16 protein-coding genes and 1 pseudogene are annotated in these 18,040 nt (G+C 69.4%); 8 read left to right on the top strand and 9 right to left on the bottom strand.

What is annotated here, in order from left to right:
- Positions 1-90: 90 nt before the first annotated feature.
- From ACWIGU_RS28825 to ACWIGU_RS28805, 5 genes and pseudogenes are all read right to left on the bottom strand, one after another.
- Positions 91-1,467 (bottom strand): vWA domain-containing protein, encoded by a 1,377-nt coding sequence (locus ACWIGU_RS28825; RefSeq protein WP_454404617.1) that lies wholly within the window; start codon positions 1,465-1,467, stop codon positions 91-93.
- Positions 1,464-2,754 (bottom strand): annotated as a pseudogene (locus tag ACWIGU_RS28820) (AAA family ATPase). The gene ACWIGU_RS28825 and the pseudogene ACWIGU_RS28820 overlap by 4 nt, the downstream one beginning before the upstream one ends.
- A gap of 129 nt (positions 2,755-2,883) precedes the next feature.
- Positions 2,884-4,332 (bottom strand): hypothetical protein, encoded by a 1,449-nt coding sequence (locus tag ACWIGU_RS28815; protein WP_454404616.1) that lies wholly within the window; start codon positions 4,330-4,332, stop codon positions 2,884-2,886.
- A 275-nt stretch (positions 4,333-4,607) separates the two neighbouring features.
- The gene (locus ACWIGU_RS28810; protein ID WP_454404615.1) at positions 4,608-4,931 is read right to left on the bottom strand and encodes a hypothetical protein; all 324 of its coding nucleotides are present in this window, start codon (positions 4,929-4,931) and stop codon (positions 4,608-4,610) included.
- A gap of 138 nt (positions 4,932-5,069) precedes the next feature.
- The gene (locus ACWIGU_RS28805; protein ID WP_454404614.1) at positions 5,070-5,600 is read right to left on the bottom strand and encodes a hypothetical protein; all 531 of its coding nucleotides are present in this window, start codon (positions 5,598-5,600) and stop codon (positions 5,070-5,072) included.
- Positions 5,601-5,837: 237 nt separating this feature from the next.
- Here ACWIGU_RS28805 and ACWIGU_RS28800 point away from each other — a divergent pair, with 237 nt between their 5' ends.
- The 6 genes from ACWIGU_RS28800 to ACWIGU_RS28775 all read left to right on the top strand — a co-directional run bounded on the left by ACWIGU_RS28800 (position 5,838) and on the right by ACWIGU_RS28775 (position 12,158).
- Positions 5,838-6,485, top strand: a complete 648-nt coding sequence (locus tag ACWIGU_RS28800) for an isochorismatase family cysteine hydrolase (RefSeq protein WP_454404613.1) — start codon at positions 5,838-5,840, stop codon at positions 6,483-6,485.
- 60 nt (positions 6,486-6,545) lie between these two features.
- Positions 6,546-7,304 carry an SDR family oxidoreductase gene (locus ACWIGU_RS28795; RefSeq protein ID WP_454404612.1) on the top strand — a complete coding sequence of 253 codons (759 nt, stop codon included), beginning with the start codon at positions 6,546-6,548 and terminating at the stop codon, positions 7,302-7,304.
- Between the two features lie 315 nt (positions 7,305-7,619).
- Positions 7,620-8,237 carry a VOC family protein gene (locus tag ACWIGU_RS28790; protein WP_454404611.1) on the top strand — a complete coding sequence of 206 codons (618 nt, stop codon included), beginning with the start codon at positions 7,620-7,622 and terminating at the stop codon, positions 8,235-8,237.
- A 339-nt stretch (positions 8,238-8,576) separates the two neighbouring features.
- A complete protein-coding gene (locus tag ACWIGU_RS28785) occupies positions 8,577-9,065 on the top strand; it encodes a hypothetical protein (protein WP_454404610.1) in 489 nt (162 codons plus the stop codon).
- 454 nt (positions 9,066-9,519) lie between these two features.
- Positions 9,520-10,293 carry a polysaccharide deacetylase family protein gene (locus ACWIGU_RS28780; RefSeq protein ID WP_454404609.1) on the top strand — a complete coding sequence of 258 codons (774 nt, stop codon included), beginning with the start codon at positions 9,520-9,522 and terminating at the stop codon, positions 10,291-10,293.
- 560 nt (positions 10,294-10,853) lie between these two features.
- Positions 10,854-12,158: a phospholipase D-like domain-containing protein gene (locus ACWIGU_RS28775; protein WP_454404608.1), complete on the top strand. Its 1,305-nt coding sequence runs from the start codon at positions 10,854-10,856 to the stop codon at positions 12,156-12,158.
- Positions 12,159-12,558: 400 nt separating this feature from the next.
- Here the strand turns inward: ACWIGU_RS28775 and ACWIGU_RS28770 are convergent, their stop codons facing one another.
- Positions 12,559-14,769, bottom strand: a complete 2,211-nt coding sequence (locus tag ACWIGU_RS28770; protein ID WP_454404858.1) for a peptidoglycan recognition protein family protein — start codon at positions 14,767-14,769, stop codon at positions 12,559-12,561.
- Between the two features lie 258 nt (positions 14,770-15,027).
- Complete coding sequence (locus ACWIGU_RS28765) at positions 15,028-15,594, bottom strand: YcxB family protein (RefSeq protein WP_454404607.1); 567 nt, start codon at positions 15,592-15,594, stop codon at positions 15,028-15,030.
- 385 nt (positions 15,595-15,979) lie between these two features.
- On the opposite strand from ACWIGU_RS28765, the gene ACWIGU_RS28760 reads away from it, so the two are divergent.
- Both ACWIGU_RS28760 and ACWIGU_RS28755 read left to right on the top strand, forming a co-directional pair.
- Positions 15,980-16,360 carry a helix-turn-helix domain-containing protein gene (locus tag ACWIGU_RS28760; RefSeq protein ID WP_454404606.1) on the top strand — a complete coding sequence of 127 codons (381 nt, stop codon included), beginning with the start codon at positions 15,980-15,982 and terminating at the stop codon, positions 16,358-16,360.
- Positions 16,361-16,493: 133 nt separating this feature from the next.
- A complete protein-coding gene (locus ACWIGU_RS28755) occupies positions 16,494-16,754 on the top strand; it encodes a hypothetical protein (RefSeq protein WP_454404605.1) in 261 nt (86 codons plus the stop codon).
- A gap of 90 nt (positions 16,755-16,844) precedes the next feature.
- Here ACWIGU_RS28755 and ACWIGU_RS28750 read toward each other — a convergent pair whose 3' ends face one another.
- Both ACWIGU_RS28750 and ACWIGU_RS28745 read right to left on the bottom strand, forming a co-directional pair.
- Positions 16,845-17,177: a hypothetical protein gene (locus tag ACWIGU_RS28750; RefSeq protein WP_454404604.1), complete on the bottom strand. Its 333-nt coding sequence runs from the start codon at positions 17,175-17,177 to the stop codon at positions 16,845-16,847.
- Positions 17,178-17,571: 394 nt separating this feature from the next.
- Positions 17,572-17,832, bottom strand: a complete 261-nt coding sequence (locus tag ACWIGU_RS28745; protein ID WP_454404603.1) for a hypothetical protein — start codon at positions 17,830-17,832, stop codon at positions 17,572-17,574.
- Between the last annotated feature and the right edge of the window lie 208 nt (positions 17,833-18,040).

Here is an 18,040-nt window from a genome sequence, read left to right as displayed (position 1 = left end):
GTGGTGTCGCCTGGGCATCGCCACATCCTCGGCGAACTCCTCGACAGGCCGGCGCAAGGCCTGGCCCGGGCCAGGAGACTGCACCCTTCCTCAACCGAGGGTGACGACGCGCGCCCAGGACGGCGGGGTGTCCGGGACGTAGTCGGGGTCGTCCTCGCGCGTGGCGCGGGCGGGACGCGGGAACAGGCCGACGACGGTGCGGCAGGGCGGCTGCCCGGAGGGCCACGGCGTCTGCCCGTCGGTCAGCGCGACGATCACGTCGGGGCGAGGCCGGGAGCGCAGCGCCCGGGCGAAACCGGAGCGCAGATCGGTTCCGCCGCCGCCGAGCAGCTCGAGGCTCTCGGCACGGCAGAGCGGGACGGCGACGCCCGCCGCCGCGTCGCAGGAGATCACCGAGACCAGGTCGCGCCGCCCGCCGACGGCCCTCGAGATCGCCGCGACCTCGATGAGCGCGCCGCCCAGCTCGGCGTCGCTGACCGACCCGGAGGTGTCGATGACGACGCAGACGCGGGGCGGCGTACGGCGAAGGCTCGGCAGCACCACTCCGGGGACGCTCGACGAGCGGCGGGACGGACGCCGGTAGCTGTGGTTCTCCCCCACTCCGGGCGCACCCGCCGCCGAGCGGACCGCCGCGCCCAGCAACTGCCGCCACGGCTGCGGTGGTTGGAACGCCTCGTCGGCCCACCGCCGCCACCCTTCCGGCGCCTTGCCGGGCCGGCCCTTGATACCCTCCGCGACCCGGAAGCGAACCGCGTCCCGCTGCTGACGGGTGAGTCCGTTCGCCCCGTCGGGCCCCAGCTCCCACGACCGGTCGTGCCCGTCGGCACCACTGCCGCAGTCCAGCCAGGCCAGTTCCGCGGCGAGGCCGGACATCGAGGCCGTCCGCAGGTACTCCTCCATCAGCAGACCGTCGGGCAGTCGCAACAGCGACGGCACGACTGCCCCGAAGGGCCGGGGCAGTCCGTCACCGTAGATGTCGTCGTTGATCTCGAAGTCGGCGGCGATGTTCCGACGCAGCCTCCCCCAGCCCTCGGCAGCCGGGGGGATCCCCGGCCCGGACTCCTCGTGCTCCCGCGCGTACCGCTCACCGCGCCCGTGGTGGTCACGGAGCAGATGGGAGACCTCGTGCACCCAGACGCCCGCCAGTTCCTCCAGCGGTGTGCGGGCCACGAATCCGGGCGACACATAGCAGCGCCAGTGCGGGTCGACCGCCATCGTCGGCACCGCACGGTCCTCCACCACATGCAGCGCGAAGAGCGCGTCGGCCAGGTAGGGGCGAACCTTCACCGCGTGCAGCCGGGCGGCCAGCAACTTCTCCAAGTCCAGCGGGAGTCCGGGCCGGTCGCCGGGCCCTGCGGAGCGGTCCCGTCGCTCCGGCGGTGTCGCCCGCACCGGGCGCGGGGGCGCGGGCGGGGACATGGGGCGCGGCAGCGGGCGTGGTCCCGGGCGCTCCGCGGCAGCCGTCATCGGCGCGCCCCCGTAGCGCGACGCGCGTCGGCCGCCGCCGCGACCCGTTCCACCGACCGGTCCGCGGTCCGGGCGAGCCCGACGACGCCGGCCAGCCGTTCCACCGCCTCCGGCACCTCCCAGTCGTCTCGTCGCAGCCCGGCCAGCGCCGTCGCCGGGGCGACCAGGAGGTCCGGGGCTCCGGTCTCCAGGGCCCTGACCAGCACGGCCCAGCCTGCCTCCCACCGGTGCCGCTGCGGCCGTGCCCCGACGGCGGCCACGACCGCCTCGAGCGCCGCCTGCCGCAGATCGCCCCGCTCCGGCAGTTCGGCGGCGGCCGGGTCGGCGAGCAGCGACTCCGGGTCCGGCAGGTCCATCCGGTCGAGGTGGGCGAGGAGTTCGAGCCCCGGCCCGTCCCCCACCGCGCCCCGCACCAGCAGCGCGAGGACGTCCCGGGAGACGGAGGCCGCCGTGCCGAAGGCGAGCAGGGTCAGCGCGGCCTCCCAGCTCCGGGGCGACGGCCACGCACCGCCGCGCCGTGTCTCGGAGGTCGGCAGCCGGTGGATCAGCGTCGGCCGGGCCTTCAGGAATCCGCAGACCGCGTGCCGGGCGGACGTCACCGCCTCTGCCAGCCGTTCCGGAGCGAGCCGGGGCAGCTCCGCCCGGGGCCAGACCCCGCCGAGGCCGCGTACCACCACGTCCCGGTCGTGCACCCAGTTCAGGTGCACGAAGCGGTTTGGCGAGCGGCGGGCTCAGCTCCCACCCGTCCGCTGCCGAGGCGCGCGGGTTGGCGGCGGCCACGATCCTTACGCCCGGCGGGAGTTGGAGCGCTCCGACCCGCCGTTCCAGGACTACGCGGAGCAGTGCGGCCTGGACGGCCGGGGTGGCGGTGGAGAGTTCGTCCAGGAAGAGCAGCCCCCGACCGGCGCGTACGAGTTCGACGGCCCACTGCGGCGGCGCCATCGGCACGCCCTGCACGGCCGGGTCGTCGCCGACGATGGGCAGCCCGGAGAAGTCGGACGGCTCGTGGACACTGGCGATCACCGTCGTGAGCGGCAGGTCGAGCGAGGTGGCGAGGTGCGTCAGGGCAGCGGTCTTGCCGATGCCCGGCTCGCCCCAGAGGAGCACGGGCAGGTCGGCGGCGACGGCCAGGGCGAGCGCTTCGAGCTGTTCGTCGGGGCGCGGCTCGGTGGTGGTCGTCCGCAGGAGGGACAGGAGACGGTCGGCGAGGGCCAGGTCCGCATCGGTCTCGGAGGTCGCGGTGGCGGGGGCGAGGGCAAGGACGGGCAGGACGGTGCTGGAAGTCATGGGGCATCACCTGGGAGTGGGAGGGGGAACGGTGCGTGCCGTTCCTGAGGGCGTGAGGGTCTGCGGCGCGCAACGCGCCATGCGTGAAGGGGACTTCGGCGAGTCGGCCGAGGAGAGGGTGAGGGCGGGTCAGAACTGTCCGGTACGAGGCCGGCCCCGGCTGCCGCGCTTGCGGCGCACCGCGAGGGACGTGTCGCGGCCGAGCCGGGGGCGGTGGCCCGCTTCCGTGTGCCGCGTGCCCGAAGCGTGCCCGCCCCATGGTTCGCCGGGGCCGGCCGGCACGTCGGCCAGCCCCGCGCGGAAGAGCCCGTGGTCGATGCGGCGGACCGCGGCCGACTCCAGTTCCTCCCTGAGCGGCCCGTCGCGCAGCACCGCACCGGGACCGAGCAGCCCCTCGACGACGGCGAGCGCACCGGTGACGTCACCGTGGCGGAGCCGTTCCCGTACGGCGGGAAGCGCCTCAGGGTTGCGGTGCACCGCGTCGATCGCCCGCAGGCAGGGCAGCCCCGGACCCCCGAGCGCCACCAGGAGGTCCTCTCGGCGGAGTTGGTCCCGGTCGTGATCGACCGCGCTCAGCACCCCGTCGCGCAGCGCGATGCGGTGGATCTCGCCGCGGCACTCCACCCGGTGCGGGTCGCCGGCCTCGGGGGCACGGCCGCCCACGGACTCCGGGCCGGCTCCCTGCACCGCCGGTGCCACGAGCGGATGCAGCCGCCCGACCGTGATCAGCCCGGCCCGCAGCAGTTCCAGATCCGGAAGGACCCGGGCCGCCGCCTCAGGCAGCACGGGCAGCACCGCGACCTCCTGCGGGGGCAGTGTCTCCCGCAGTGGCCGGAACGTCGGCGCGTGGCTGTCGTCGGGGGCGACGAGTTCGAGCACGGCACGACTGCGCGCACCGAGCCGTACGGTGAAGGCCGCGCGGGAGCGCCCCTCGGCCCGCAGCAGCAACTCCGCCTCGGCGGCCCAACTGGCCACTGCCCAGGGCGAGTCGTGCAGGGCGGCTCGGCCGGTGGGCGGCACGGGTGGCGAACCTCCGCGCCGCGCCAGTTCACCGCTCCGTCCCGAGTCCCAGAGATGCCGGTGCAGATCGAGCCGGAATCGCCGGTCGGGATGCGGATGCGGAGGGAGGTACGGACGGCTCGCGGAGCGGTCGTTCGCCGAGCCCTCCCACACATCCAGCGACATCCGCTGTCCGGCGTCCGCCTGGGCGGGCGGTGTCCGCACCACGAGGTGCAGCGGCGTTCCGCCCCCACTCCCGTAACGGGTCAACGAGATGGTGAGGCCGGGCCGAAGGCGCCCGTCTGGGGCGATCCTGGGCATGTGCCAGCGGAGCAGATCGGGCGCGAGCCTGCGCAGATCCGCACGGATACGGGTGGCGATATCGGTGCCGTGGCGGTCGCGCACGGCGCGCAGATCGAGGTCGACGTCGATCCGGGCGGCGGCACAGGCCCCCGCCCAGTCACCGGCCGCGCGGCGCGCGGTCGCGGTCTCGATCATGGACGGTGGCACGGCGTACTCGCGTACGCGCTGCCACATCAACAGGTGGGCCGGAATCTCCTGCGTGAAGTGATGTGCCATCAGCACTCACCTTGCGCGGACGATTCCTCCGATCCCCATGAGAAGTAGGTGTTCATCGCGGGCATCGTAACCACACCGACGACGGTCTGTCAGTCCCCTTTCGAACCGTGTGCCGCTCAAAAGGTCGTCGGCGCAGGCCAGGCCGCGTAGCGGCAGGCGCACTGCCGTGGGACCACTGAGCAGATGCTCGGATCAGCTCCAACTTGGCGCGGGTCCGTGCAGCGGCTTGAAGGCAACCGGTTTGCCGGTGATCGCGTCGAGCAGGATGCGGTCCCTTATGGGGCGTCCAGCTTCACCGCCACCTGCTGCAGCTTCCCCTGCTTGGCGCAGACGCCATCGCCCTTTCTGCCCTTGACGGCAGCTGACAGCACCACGCTGCCGGGTGTTTCCAACGCATCCACGCCCGGGCTGTTGTCGCAGGCACGATGAAGGGTGGCCACGGTCACCCATCGCCCGTCCGCCAAAATCTGGACCAGGCGGTCGAGCGGATAACCAGGAACGATGCGGGCGCCTCGCACATCGCGCGCGGCTCGGCGATGTCCCGAGTCGATGCCACCTGGGACGTCCTTCGAGTACGGCGGCAAGGCGTGCTGGCTCAAGTCGGGTGCCGGCAACGGCTACAGCGCGTTCGTCGTGGCCACCCGCGACCTTTCCCGCACCCTCGTCCACTCGGTCAACTCACAGAGGCGAAGGGCGAGTCGATGAACCCGGTGACCCGCCGCTCGCGCCGGCGGCGCTCACGTAGCCATGGCAAGCGGCACAGGCGAGGTGAGTGCCTCCAGCCGCTTGATCTTCCTGCGGACGACGTACAGCGGGATCACCCCGAAGACCCCGAAGGACATGTCGATGACCGACCACCAGAAGGGGATGCCGCGGAGCGGTCCGCAGATCAGGGCGAGCGGGACGATGCCGGCGCAGGCGATCATCGCGAACTCGACGACCCAGATGTTGCGGACCGGGTCGCGGTAGGGCCCGTAGAAGGCGACGGCGATCACGAGGTGCGCGAACGCCAGCCAGTCCGTGCCGTACACCAGGAAGGGGTACTGCTCGTCGGCGACGTCGATCCCCTGCCGTACGCGCTCGATCCAGTCCATGAGCGCGGGCAGGTGCTCCGGCACGGACAAGGACCTCAACAGATCCTCGGTCCAGTGCAGTTCGTGCACCAGAGGGAAGGCCGTCGCCCCGCTCAGCACGAGGCAGACGACGAAGAGGACCAGCCACGCACGGATGCCCTTGAGAAGGGCGGCTCTGTCACCACTGTCGCTCATGGCAGGAGCCTACGCCATACTTGAACGTGTTCAAAACTTGCCCTCGTGCGACCTGGATCGATGGCTGGCATCAGGCAACGTTCGTCACCTGCGCGGATGCTGTTCAGCCGGATGAGTGACAGACTGATCTCTGGATTCAGCGGTCCGCCGAGTACACCTGGGGCGCGCCCTGGCCATCCACTCCGTCTTGCATCCCATCAGCGATCGATCGGTTCGCTGACCAGATGGGAACCGACCATGACTTCTGAAGCGCCGTACGCACCGGACGAAACCGCTCTTCTGATCGTCGACCCGTACAACGACTTCCTTTCCGAGGGCGGCAAGCTGTGGCCCCGAGCAAAGGAAGTGGCGGAAGGCGTCGGACTGCTCGACCACATGGGCACCATGCTCGCGACGGCCCGCAGCCGGGGCTTTCGCGTCTTCATCGTGCCCCACCACCGGACGACGCCGAGCGACTATCTCACGTGGGACCATCTGTCCCCGACCCAGCGGCGCACCGTGACACAGCAGACCTTTGCCGAGGGCAGCTGGGGGGCCGAGTGGCACCCCGACTTCCAGCCTCGCGAGGACGAGCTCGTCATACGCCAGCACTGGGCCTCGAGCGGTTTCGCGAACACCGACCTCGACTTCATGCTCAAGCAGCATCACATCCGGAAGATCCTGCTGATCGGTATGCGGGCCAACACCTGTGTGGACACCACCGCACGCTTCGGCCAGGAGCTGGGCTACCACGTAACCCTCATCCGCGACGCCATCGCCTCCTTCAGCTGGGAGGAGATGACAGCGACGTTCGAGCTCAACGCGCCCCTGTACGCCCACGCCATCCTCACAACAGACGAGTTCGTCGACATCGTGAACGGCGGGGCCGGCAAGGGCTCCCCGTAGTGCCAGATCTCCGGCAGCCGGATTACGTACGGAATCCATGTCCTGAAGGTGGTGGCCCCTGTGAACGGGACCGACGGAGGAGCCGGTGGAACGCACGGGGGGCTGGCCGGGCAGACGGTCGTGGTGGTGGGAGGAAGCGCGGGCATCGGTCTGGAGACCGCGCGACAGGCGCGTGCGGCCGACGGCGAGCTGGTGCTCGTGGCGCGCGATGCCGAACGCCTCAAGCGGGCGGCGGACGAATTGAACCCCCTTGGCACGGCCGCGTTCGACGCGCAGGACACCGACCGCCTGGAGCGCTTTCTCGGGGAACTGCCCGGGCAGGTCGACCATGTGATGGTCACGGCCGGCAGCCCGTCGTACACCCCCCTCGCCGAACTCGACCTGTCCGAGGCCGGGCGTGACTTCGGCGGGCGTATCGCGATGATGCTGGCGGTGGCACGGGCCGGCCGGGGCAAGGTCAGGGCCGGGGGAACGCTGCTGTTCATCGGTGGCACCGGCGGCAGGCGCCCCGCGCCCGGGATGGCCGTGATGGGCGCCCTCACCGCGGCGCTGCCGGCGCTGACCGCCAACCTGGCACTGGAGGTCGCTCCGGTCCGGGTCAACCTGATCGCGGCCGGGTTCGTGGACACGCCGCTGTCAGCCTCCCTCCTCGGTGACCAACTCGAGGCACGGCGCGAGGAGTTGAGGAAGACGCTGCCCATTGGCCGGGTGGTCGGACCGGCGGATGTCGCCGCCCTCGCGGTGCACATCATGGCCAACGGCGCTCTCACTGGCGCCACGTACGACATCGACGGCGGCCAGCAGCTCGTCGCACACTGACCGCCCTGCCCTCGGCCCCGTCAGCCGTCGACCGCGCAGACTCCCGCAGCCAGCACCACCTCGTGCGGCGCCTTATGTGGCGCCTCACGTGATCCGCCGCCGGCGAAGTGGGCGAGCGTCCACATGCGGCCTGATCGAACGCCTGTCTACGCTGGAAGACGGCACAGCCTGTAGGGCTTCAGGGCGTCGCCGCGCCGGGCCTGAGCCCAGGGGCTCGCAACGTGTTTCGAGTGCCGTGGGATGCGTCCTCCAAGCCCGGCGCCGCCGCGGATCCGGTCGTCGCCGGTATCCCCTTCGAGACAGGAGGCGCAAGCCATGGACATGAAACTCGAGGTCGTCGTAGTGCCGGTGTCCGACGTCGACCGAGCCAAGGACTTCTATACGGCGCTGGGCTGGAGGCTCGACGCGGACATCGCTCCCGACGAGGACTTCCGGGTGGTGCAGGTGACCCCTCCGGGTTCCCCGGCGTCGGTCATCTTCGGCACGTCCGTCATCGATCAGGCCCCGGGCTCGGCTCGAGGCCTGCACCTGGTCGTCGACGACATCGAGGCGGCCCACGATGAGCTGATGCGGCGCGGCGCCGACCCGAGCGATGTGTTTCACGACGCCGGAGGCGTCTTCCACCACGCCGGCGCTGACGCCCGGGTGCCGGGCCCGGATCCGCAACACGGCAGTTACGGCTCCTTCCTGTCGTTCAGCGACCCGGACGGCAACGGCTGGATCCTGCAGGAGATCACCACACGGCTTCCGGGACGGCTGGATCCCGCGACCACATCGTTCGCCTCGGCCGAGGACCTGGCGGGCGCTCTACGGCGGACCGCAGCGGCTCACGGCGAGCACGAGGCGCGCATCGGTGCGGAGGATCCGGACTGGCCGGACTGGTACGCGCGGTACCTGGTGAGCGAGCAGGCGGGGACGGAACCGCCCTCGTGAGCGGTCGGATGCGCGGTACACGGCGCCTGACAAGACACTGCCGGGTCAATCCGCGCGAGCCGCAACACCAAGAGCCGGATGAAGCGCACAGTCCGCGGCCTTCCCGAGCGCTTCGGCCGGGAAGCGGCAGCGTGGCGGCCTGCGACCAGATCGCGGAGCCGGCGCAGCACCGTATCTGAAGGCACCGGCAACCCCACCCTGCGCAGCAACTCCGACGGCAGCCGGTGCAGCAACGCCTCCAAGAAGATTCAGCTCCACGCCCCCTGATCGGCCGGCAAGGACCTCCGCCGCATCCCGGGCCGGGTACGCGAGGTCGTCGGTCGCTACACGAACGACGCCATGAACCTCGACGTGGCCATCGCCGGCATCGCGTCCCGCTCGAAGTCACGATTCTGGGCTTGCCCTGGAAAGTTCCCTTACCAGAGGACTGGCCCACACAGCCGCTGCGACGATTCTTCGATGCCGCTGTCCATCGCCACCGCGCTGGTCCGGAACCTGATCAAGGTGCCTGCTGCCGTAGCTGCCATACTGCGCAGCCGTGTGGACAAAGACGCGGAAGTTCTGATGTTGCGGCACGAGAATGCGGTGCTTCGGCGCCAGATCGCCGGGTCCGTTACGAGCCCGCGGACCGAATCCGGTTCGCCGCGCTCTCCCAGCTGGTCCCGCAAGCGCTGGCGCCAGGTGTTCGCGGTCACGCCCACCACGCTGCCGGCCAGCCATAGGCCACTCGTCGCCCGGAAGTGGACGCACGCTCAGCGCAGCCTCCCAGGACGCCCCCCCACCGCACCCACCGCACCCACCGCACCCACCGCACCCACCGTCAAGTAACTCACCCTGCGCCTGGCGAAGGAGAACCACATCTGGGGCCACCCCCGGATCCAGGCCGAACTCGCCCGCCTCGGCCACTCCATCGCTCCATCGCTCCATCGCTCCATCCACGGTCTGGGAGATCCTGCGCGCCGCCGGCATCGACCCCGCCCCGTAGAGCTCCGGCCCAACTTGGCGTGAATTCCTCACCGCCCAGGCCCATTACCTCGATTGCGCCGTCACCCTCAAGCGCCCGTACGCCCCGGTCTTCATAGAGCACGGCACCCGCCGTATCCACCTCGCCGACCTGCACCGGCCCGACCTGTTCCAGTGCCGGGCCGCAGGAGTTGTCCGCGAAATTCCCCGGACTTGTCCGTGATCGGTAACGGATGCATCCGTGGGCCCGTGCGTCTCGTCCTGCCCAGTGATCGCAAGGTGATCGGGACCGGTGAGGCACTGCGTGAAGGGGACGGATATGGCGCGGCGGAGCAACGGGCGGGGCTGGAACAGCAAAATGGTCGGGGCCGCGCTCGGGGTGACGTTGCTCGCCACCGGTGCCTCGGTGTGGACCGCGCAGGCCGGTGCCGCGGACGGCTCGTCACCGGAGGCGACAGCCCCGGCCTCACCGGGCAGTGACGTGAGACCGACCGCGGTGACCATCGCACACGCCTCGGACGCGGGGACCCGCGGCATCAACATCACCATCGACGACGGTCCCGACCCCGAGTGGACCCCTCAAGTGCTCGACGTGCTGCGGGAGTACGGGGTGAAGGCCACGTTCTGCATGGTGGGCCCGCAGGCCAAGGCGCACCCCGCCCTCGTGAAGCAGGTCGTCGCGGCCGGGCACCGGTTGTGCGACCACTCGGTGTCCCACGACACCGCCATGGACAAGAAGTCCGAGGCCTACCAGTCGCGTCAGATACTCGACGCCGAACGCATGATCACCAAGGCCTCCGGGGGCGTACGGCCGATGTACTACCGGGCACCCGGTGGAGCTTTCACCCCCTACAGCCGCAAGCTCGCCGCTTCCCGGGGCATGCGCCCGCTGGGCTGGAACGTGGACAGCAAGGACTTCGAGCGTCCGGGTACGGACGCCATCGTCGCCACCGTCGAGCGGGAGCTGCCCAACGGACCAACGCTCCTCTTCCACGACGCGGGCGGCGACCGCGCCCAGACCGTCGAGGCCCTGCGCCGCGCTCTCCCCCGCCTCAAGGAACAGGGCTACTCCTTCGGCTTCCCGGTGCGCTGAGCCTCGACCCTGGCTCGTTGCTTCGGGGCCGATGCCCGCACACAGCCGGCAGCGGCATCCATCGCCGACGACGTCACCCAGCGGAGAAGCCCCTGGCTGCCCGAACCTACCCCTCCCACCTGCACGGATGACGTTCTCGGCAGGGGCGGCACGCTCCACGAGTCTGACACGGCTGCCTCCTCATCTCAGGCGCTCGACTACGTATTGGGCCACGCGGATCGACGGCCACCGCCGCCGTGCGGGAAACACCATACGAAGCGTCGGGGTGCGAGCTCGCGGGGCAGGGGCGCGAGCGCCGGCCCGACGGCATGGACGGGGCGCTACACCAGGCGATCGTCGCTCCCCACGGGGCCACTCGTTGGCCGACCGGCAGAGCAACTCCCCACGGCTGCTCCTCTGTTGAAGGAATCTTGCGTTGCGTCTGAGCATGCGGGGATCTCGAGTGATTATCGGACGAATCGGTGGCACAGTAGTAGATTCCGCTGACGGCGGCATCGCTCCTGCGGCCCTCTCGCGGCAACCCGACTCTTCATCATCAACAGCCCAGCGAAAGGCAGCCCATGAAGCGCACGTTCACGTTGATCACCGCGCTGGTCGTCACCGTGCTGTCGCTGACACCGGCGCACGCCGCGGTCAAGAAGGCCAAGTCCCCGCTCAGTTGCGAGTCCCGGCCGTTCACCTCCAGCCCGGGCCCGCGCTTCAACGACCCGGAGGACCCCGCCGCCCAGATGAAGATCATGGGTCCGATCATCGAATCGATCAACAGCGCCAGCTGTGGGCAGACCATACGCGTCGCCATGTACTCGATCAGCAACGCACAGCCGGGCCCGGACTTCGCCAACGCCCTGATCGCCGCGCACCAGCGCGGCGTCATCGTCAAGGCGCTGATGGACGCTCACAGCGACAATGCGATATGGCAGTCGATGGTCACCGAGCTGGGCAACGACCCGCGAGCCTCGAGCTTCGCCGCGCTGTGCCCGGGAGGCTGCCTGTCCCACTTCGACGGCTCCGCCCTGCACGCGAAGTACTACATGCTCAGCGGCGGGGCCGATGCGAACAGGACCGTGACCGTCAGCAGCGCCAACCCCACCGCTGCCCAGGCCGGCACCGCGTGGAACAGCAGCGCCACCGTCAAGGGCAACGTCGACCTGTACAACTCCTACGTCCGCTACTTCACCGCCATGGCCAAGGGGGCGATCTACGGCCCGGGCCCTCTGGCGCCCGACTACTACAACTCCACCAGCGCCACGGACGCCAGGAAACTGTCCCCGCCCTCCTACCAGTGGCCCAAGGCGCGTACCAGAAGCGACACCTGGGTCGACTTCCTGAACAACATCAAGGCGCCGGCCACGATCAACATCGCCATGTTCCAGTGGACCTCACACGGAGAGCCGGGCGACCTGAACTATCTGGAGCTGCCGAAGAAGCTGGTGAGCCTGGCGCAATCCGGCGTCAAGATCCACATTCTCATCACCGCCGGCCAGGTCGATGACAGCGTGCAGAGCTACCTGAAGAACCGGACGAACATCGACATGCACGACACCAGCACCGGCACCGACGCGAACGGCAACGCCCTGCACTACACGCACGACAAGTACATGATGGTCAGCGGCGGTTACGCGGGCACGACCGGTTCCAGGCTCGTGTTCGTCGGCTCCTCGAACTGGACGAGCAACGGCGTCTGGCACAACGACGAGTCGGACCTGAAGCTGATCGGCCAGTCCAACTACGACACGTTCATGGCGGACTGGCAGAACCAGTACGACCGCTGCTGCGGGACCGTGGCGCGGGAGTCGAGCGCCGAGCAGCGCGCCGAGAAGACGGCACGAGAGATTCCGATCGATCCGAGGCAGGTCCAGGAATAGGCATTCTCGGGTCCGAACAGTGCGAGTGAACTCCAACCTGGCCGGCCTGACGGGCAGTTGGTGTGAGTGGGGTCCGGACGTGAAGATGCTCTTGGTGGACGAGGTCACGACCAAGACCGGCCTGTCCACCAGGAGCTCACGCGTGCTCGTCTGCCCAGCCGGCGTCGCTCGTCCGCCTCGGCCCTGCGCTTCCTCGCCTGTGAGCTCGCCGCACGTTCGCCGGGGACCGGGAACTCGCTGGGCGTCGGCTGTCCGCCGGACAGCGAGCGCTGCCGGTTCCAGCCCCCCTGCGCTGCGGTCTGCGTCGTGCCGAGCTCCGGGCTCAAACGGCAGCGGCTTTCACGATCCTGATCAGGTTGACCTGATCGTGAAGGCCGCTGCCGTGGTACAGGGCTGGGAGCTACTTGATGTAGACGAGTCCGTCCGTCGTGATCGTCGGACGACCGCTCGTGCCAACCACTACGACCTTCACTGTGTGCTTGGCGCTGCTGGACCACGCCTTGGTCCAAATGGCCTGGCGGTACAGGGTGCTGGAAGACTTCAGGTCGACGGTACTGACCTTGACGCCGTCGACGTATACGTACGCCTGGCCTGAGCTCGACGCCCGCGAGACCACCCACGAGGCGGAGCGGCCCGTGAACGTCCAGGTGAGGCTCGCGCCCTTGGAACCGCTGGAGTACGACTTGCCGCCGAGGTAGCTGGAGGAGGAACGGGCCGTCCAGGTGCCGGACTTGGTGGCCGAGGTCTCCTGAAGGATCACCGGGGTAAAGGCTGCGGAGGACGTACCGGTGTTGCCCGCGTAGTCGTAAGCCTTCATCGACCAGGTGCTCGCGTTGCCGGACGCGGCGGTGCGGCTGGAGCTGGTCGTCGTCGGGCCGAAGGTGGCCGTCGTCGGGGTCAGCAGGCTCACGGACTTCAGCGCGGTGTTGTCGGTCGCCTTCCAGCCGAGGGTGACCGGGACGGCGCTGGTGTTGACGGTGCCGGTGCGCAGGGAGAGCTTCGGTGCGGTGGTGAAGGCCGGTGCTGTCGTCTCCGCCACGACGTTCAGCGCCGCGGACGTCGTGCTCTTGCCGGACTGGTGCACGGCCCGCACGGCGACGGTGTGGGTGCCCAGGGGGAGGGTGGTGCCAACCGAGGCGGCCGTACCGGAGGCAGTGGCGACGGCCTTGCCGTCGACCAGCAGCTCGAACTTGGAGATCAGCGAACCCGGTGTCGTCGTCGACCACTTCGCCGTGATGGCGCCCTTGGTGTAGTACGTCGCCCCGGACTGACCGGCGCCGGACAGCGAGGTGACCTTCAGGTCCTGCACCGGGCCGGACGCCCAAGCGCGGATCGTCGGCAACTGGCCATAGAGAGAGCTACCGGGGCACTGGGTGTTGTAGCCGTCGCGGTGGGCGGAGATCCGGTTGAACGTGTACTGGCTGCCCGCGGTGAAGCTGGTGCCGAAGTAGTTCGTCTGCGTCGCGCCGGCGGTGAGTTTCACGGTCGACACCGGGTCGGCGTTGTACTGGCCGAGCTTCCAGGCCGCGATTCGGGCGACAGAGGTCAGCGCGGCGTTGGTGGCGCCGGTGGTGGTGTAGTCCCCGAGCACCGCGATGCCCGTGGACTCCCGGTTCCAGCCGTAGGTGTGCGCGCCGAGCACGGGCAGGTCGACACCGCCCTTGCGGCCCTCGAAGATCGTGCCGCACTTGTCGACCAGGAAGTTGTAGCCGATGTCGTTCCAGCCGTTGGTCTGAGTGTGGTACGCGTAGATCCCCCGCACGATCGACGCGGAGTCAGCGCAGGAGTAGTCGTTCGTCCCGTCACTGTGGTGGACGAAGACGGCCTTCACATCGGGGTTGTACTCGGACGGGTCGGGGCTGAGCGACTCGTCGGCGCCCCAGCCGGCACGCGACGTGATCGGCGGCTCGGGCACCGTGGACGGGGGAGCCGTGGGGGTGGTGGCCGACGGGCTCGCGGACGTGCTCGGCGTGGCGGAAGCCGACGGCGACGCGGGCGCGGACGCGGTGGCGGAGTCGCTCGGGGACGCGGGGTCGGTGGGCGTGACCGAGTCGGTGGGTGAAGCGCTTTCGCCGGCGGCCGGCATGACGTACGCGGCAGGCTTGGCCTTCATCTCGGCGCCGGTCGCCACGCCGGGGTCGACCAGGTTGACCTCGAGGCCCTTCGGCAGGCCCGCGCTGGTGGAGCCGTCCTTGTGGACGACCTGGACCTGGACGCCGTCGGAGGGGCCGACCCACAGCGGCTCGGACGCGCCGCGCAGGTCGGCCCCGGACTCGGGCTCCTCCAACGGGTCGACGTTCGCCTCGAGATCCTTCCAGGCGGTCCACGCTCCGGTCTCGAGACTGCGGGTGCGCACCTGGGCGTCGCCGTGCAGCCGCTTGGTCGCCCCGGTCCAGGAGACGCCGAGCATCGAGAACTGCTTGGTCTGCGTGCGCGGCAGCTCACGCTTGCCGCTCGTGGTGCCCTTCAGCGCGAGGTCGTAGACCTTCACAGGCCGCTTGGCCCGGCCCGCCGCACCTGGATCCTCGGAAGGGCTGGCCACGGCGTAGGTCACCACGCCCCCACCCCCCAGCACCACGGCGCCGAGCGTGATCCACACCCGTCGTTTCAGGCTCAGCGGTCTGTAGGCACGCGAGGTACGACGACTCAAGACGATCCACCCCAATAGAAGGCCCGTTCAGGCCACATACGAATGTCACTTGAGGCACATCCGTCACAGGGGATGGGCCCACTCAGACAGCGCGGCCCGGCCGGCAAACGTCACCTCGCCACCGGACGGGGTGACGGAGGTCACTTCGCGTGAAGTCGCGGGGGAATCCTGGGGATTGGGTGAGGGAAGGGAGTCTGAACGCGCGGTGACAGCAGTCCGTCACACGCGAGGGGCGTGCTGGTCCAGGATGGCCCGCAGCCGTTCGAGGCCCTCGGCCTCTTGCACGCCCCTCTTGGGCAGGACACCGAGGTACATGATGTTGGGGTCCCGGCTGAGCAGGACGAAATGACCTGCCGTCTCCCGGTAGCCCTGGAAGACGGACCACTTCTGGACCAATGCGCTGTGCTCGGTGCGGCAGGTGATCCCGGCCGCGGACACGGTGACGTGGTACTCGCCCTGCCATCCGATGAGCCGCTGCACCTGTGCGGCCTGTAGCCGCGGGTACCCCCACACCACCAGGACGACGAACAAGAACAGCACCGTCGAGACCACGTCGATCCTCCCGCGGCCCACGGTGCCGAGCAGCCACTGCCCTGTCCACAGTGCGAGGAATACGCCTCGCAGCACCAGCCCGGTCCGCTTGACCCGCTCGCGGACCCGCAGGCCGACCAGTGTGTCGGCAGACTGGGGCCGGTACACCAGCTGGACCGCGGTCTGTTCGTCCACGACATCGTTACGGGTTCCCGCGCTGCTGTTGGTGCCTTCGGCACTGCCGCTCTCGGCCATGATCCCTCCCCGGTGCGAAGAAGTGCGGATCCTACCGAACCTGAGTCACAGCGCCTTCAGGGTGCGATCAAGATCGATCGGCCTGCGGCCCGTTTTTTCGGGCGAGCCGGCGTATCGGCGGCTGACCGGGGCGGAGGCGCTGCGGGAGGGAGTTCCAAGAGCGGGCGAGGGAGGGGCTGCTGCGGGGGCGCCGGATGTGACGCGGCCGGCAGCGAAGCGAGGGCGCCGGGCGTGACGGAGCAGGCCGCGAAGCGTTGAACCCAGCGGTCGTGGTGCCGCCGGACTGAGTGTCCAACGACGTTGGACGTCAGCCCCTGTAGCACCTGATGGCAAGCCGTTCAAGAGTGTTTGCTCAACCGCCTTGCTAGCAGGAAGAATCGATGTCGTGGCCAACGCACTGCAGGAATTGGTGAAGAGCCGGCTGGAGCAGCAGGGCTGGTCCTACGGCGACGTGGCCCGGCGCGGCGGCATCCCGCGATCCACCGTCCACCACCTGGCGACCGTCACGCACGTGGCCCGCATGCCGCAGCAAGCCACCCTCGAAGGCCTGGCCCGGGGACTGGAACTGCCCCTGGACTCGGTACGCAGAGCCGCCGCCGAAGCCTGCGGCATCCACCTCTACTTCGAGGACCCCGCCGACACCGCGTCCGACCCGGAGATCGCCACCCTCATCGCCAGCGTCCAGCGCCTGTCCGAAGCCGACCGCCGCCACGTCACCGCACTCGTCGAATCCCTCCTGCGCAGCACCCCCGACGGCCCCGGCTAGGGGTTTCCGCGCACGGGCGTCCATTGCGTGGCGAAGCGTCAGATCGCCGTAAAAATCATTCCATTGGGGCTATCCTCTCGTCGCACGGGCCGCGTTGAACCGCCCGAATCCTCCGGGGAGAGAGGGGGTCCACGTGCTTGTCGTCCATGGAGTGTCCGCGACCGCCGTCGTGCGGGGCAGGACAGGGGAGCCGGTGGTCCTGCTCTCCGGCGAACTCCCCGAGGCCCTCACCCCCGCCGCCCTCGACGAGCTGCTGAACCTGGCCTCCGCGGTGCTCGACGCGGAGGAGCTGCGGCTGTTCCGGAGCTGCCTGTCCGCACTGCACTGCGGCGAGAAACTCGACGAACGCCGTATCGAGATCAGCGGAGCCGTCCTGACCGTCTACCGAAGCTGATTCCGGAACAGCCGAGGGGCTCCCGGGAGTTGCTCCCGGGAGCCCCGCATCGGGTGCGCCCTACATCGGGTTCAGCCCGATCAGACCGGATCAGAAGTCGCGGTCACAGTTCCTGTAGTCGTTGTAGTCGTTGTAGTCGTTGTAGTTGTGGTAGCCGCGGTAGTTGACGTGGCGGTAGCCCCTCCAGTCCTTGCGGTAGCCGCAGTTGTCGTCCCACCGGCTCCAGTAGTGCCCGCGGTGGTGCCGGTTGTACCGGTAGTCCCCGCACCAGCCGTTGTTGTGGAGGGCCGGCTTGTGCAGGAACCGGTGGGTTTGGGCCGGGGCGGCCGTCGCGGTGGAGGCCATGGCCGTGCCCGTCAGGGGGATGGCGACCGCTGCGATGGTCAGGGCGGCCGTCGCGGTGGCGCGTGCCAGTTTTCTCACCGTGTTTCTCCTTGTTTCGATGAATTGCCGGATGGCGTGCCAGACATTACTCGGCAACGGCCCTCACTCATTCATCCAACCGGCTATGGACGACTTACCGGAGCACAATCGATGCAGGGTTCCGAGGCACTCAAAACAGGCTCTGAGCTTTGCTTACCAGGTATTTCCGGTCTCGCTTCCGCGGTGACGGGAAGCACTCTCCAGGGTGAAGCAACTCCCGTGTGTCGCGGTCGCATTGCGAGCTCTCGTGAAATGTCAAAAAGCTTCTGAACCGCCCCGGGTGATGCGTTGAAGAATTCTCCACTGTTTTCATAAGCGCAGATTCCTGCCCTGCGGAAACGGAAATCTGCCGCAGCGTATTCGCCCCGTGTTGTACGCAGTCGGTTCAGCGCGGTCAGTTTCGGTAGACGGTCAGGACGGCTCCGCTGATCTCGATACGGCGTTCGTCGAGTTTCTCGCCGCAGTGCAGTGCGGACAGGCAGCTCCGGAACAGCCGCAGCTCCTCCGCGTCGAGCACCGCGGAGGCCAGGTTCAGCAGTTCGTCGAGGGCGGCGGGGGTGAGGGCCTCGGGGAGTTCGCCGGAGAGCAGGACCACCGGCTCCCCTGTCCTGCCCCGGACTACGGCGGTCGCGGACACTCCTTGGACGACAAGCACGTGCACCCCTCTCGCGGAGGTTTCGGGCGGTTCACCCGACTTGAGGGTCGAGAGGATAGCCATGGTGGAGCCGCGCAACATGGGCCGAATGGCCCCGAGTTGAGCCAATCGGGTGAGAGTGCGAGGCGTGTCGGCCGGAGTTCATATCCAGCCGTTCGCCCTCCCACCTGCCGTTTCCCTCGATGGGCGATGTGTCCGGTGAGGGCGG

The organism is Streptomyces sp. NPDC055400 (genome assembly GCF_053644375.1).
Note: the sequence above shows the minus strand (reverse complement) of the source record. Positions and strands in the feature narration are given on the sequence as shown.